This window comes from Salicola sp. Rm-C-2C1-2 (assembly GCF_040196175.1).
GTDB lineage: Bacteria > Pseudomonadota > Gammaproteobacteria > Pseudomonadales > Oleiphilaceae > Halospina.
In genome coordinates, this window is sequence record NZ_JBEFNF010000016.1 from 1 (window position 1) to 1,592 (window position 1,592).

1 protein-coding gene is annotated in these 1,592 nt (G+C 57.3%); it reads left to right on the forward strand.

Annotated features, from left to right (window positions below; genetic code table 11):
* The first annotated feature begins 47 nt into the window (after positions 1-47).
* Positions 48-1,591 (forward strand): IS3 family transposase gene (locus AAF659_RS14990; RefSeq protein ID WP_349752590.1). Its coding sequence is split into 2 segments (ribosomal slippage): positions 48-519 and positions 519-1,591, totalling 1,545 coding nucleotides; the frame shifts between segments, so codons are not numbered across the junction.
* Position 1,592 lies beyond the last annotated feature (1 nt).

A 1,592-nucleotide genomic window follows, 5' to 3' on the forward strand; every position in this document is an offset into this window, starting at 1 on the left:
CCCTATGCGTCAAGGTAGTTGTCGCCTGATGATTTCAGAGGACAACCATGCCCCATTATTCACCGGAACGTAAGGAAGCCATCCTGCAGAAGATGGCGCCACCGCGCAGCTTGACTGTGGCCGAGTTGGCCAGCCAGGAAGGCATCAGTACGGCAACCTTGTACAATTGGCGTAAAGCCGCCAGAGAGCAAGGTGCCGTTTTGCCATCGAACTCAGCAACGCCCGAGAAGTGGAGTAGCGAAGAGAAGTTCCGCATTGTGCTGGAGACCGCCCCAATGACGGAGGCGGAGCTCGGTGAATATTGCCGCAAACACGGTCTGTACCCGGAGCAGATCGAGGCCTGGAAAGCCGCCTGTGCGGGGGCTAATGCCCAGTCTGATGAGCAGGCCAAAAGGAACCGGCAAGCGACCAAAGCCGAGAAGAAACGAACCAAAAAACTTGAGTCGGAATTGCGACGCAAGGACAAGGCTCTTGCGGAAACGGCGGCTCTGCTGACGCTGTCAAAAAAAGCCGAGGCGATCTGGGGCCCCAAAGACGAGGACGAATGACCAGCCTCCCGGATCGCCAGCAGGCCATTACTCTGATTGAACAAGCGCAGAGTAGCGGAGCCCGGCTGGAGAAAGCTTGTGCCTTGCTGAACCTGACTGTACGCACTTATCAGCGCTGGACGACTGACAAGGGTGTCAAAGCGGACCAGAGGCCATTGGTGCCCAGAGCGGCGCCGAGCAATAAACTGACGAACCAGGAGCGCCAGGCCGTGGTATCGCTGTGCAATCAGAAAGAATATCGAAGCTGCCCGCCGGCGTTTATCGTGGCCGATCAGCTGGATCAGGGACGCTACCTGGCCTCGGAGTCAACGTTCTATCGGGTTCTGCGTGAGTACGATCAGGTGCACCCCAGAGGCCGACAGAAAGCACCTGAGCGCAAGCGCCAAGCGACCACACACAAGGCGACACAACCAAACCAACTGTGGTCGTGGGATATCTCATGGTTACCGGGCCCGGCCAGAGGCACCTGGTTCTACCTGTACCTGATGCTGGATGTGTACAGCCGCAAGATCGTTGGCCATGAGGTCTACGACAGCGAAACCGGAGAGCTGGCCAGCGAGTTCATTGAAAAGGCGTACTGGCGTGAGCATCTGGCAACGAAGGACAAACCACTGGTGCTGCACTCTGACAATGGCAGCCCCATGAAGGCGTCGACCTTCCTGGAGAAACTGTACGACTTGGGCATTACGCCCTCGAAAAGCCGCCCCAGAGTGAGCAATGACAATGCCTACTCGGAGTCGCTGTTCAAAACTCTGAAGTTCCGCCCGGGGTTCCCGACAAACGGCTTCACAACAATCGAGCAGGCCCGGGACTGGGTGTTGGCGTTCGTGCGTTGGTACAACACCGAGCATCGCCACAGCGCGCTGAATTACGTGACACCACAGCAGCGCCATAACGGCGAAGCTGACCAGATCCTGTTCCAGCGTCAACGGGTTATCGAGGCTGCGAAAGCTGAAAACCCGCGCCGCTGGTCCGGTGATATTCGAAAACTCAGCTTGCCGGAATCAGTGACTCTGAATCCGGAAACGGCGGTCAATTGTTAAA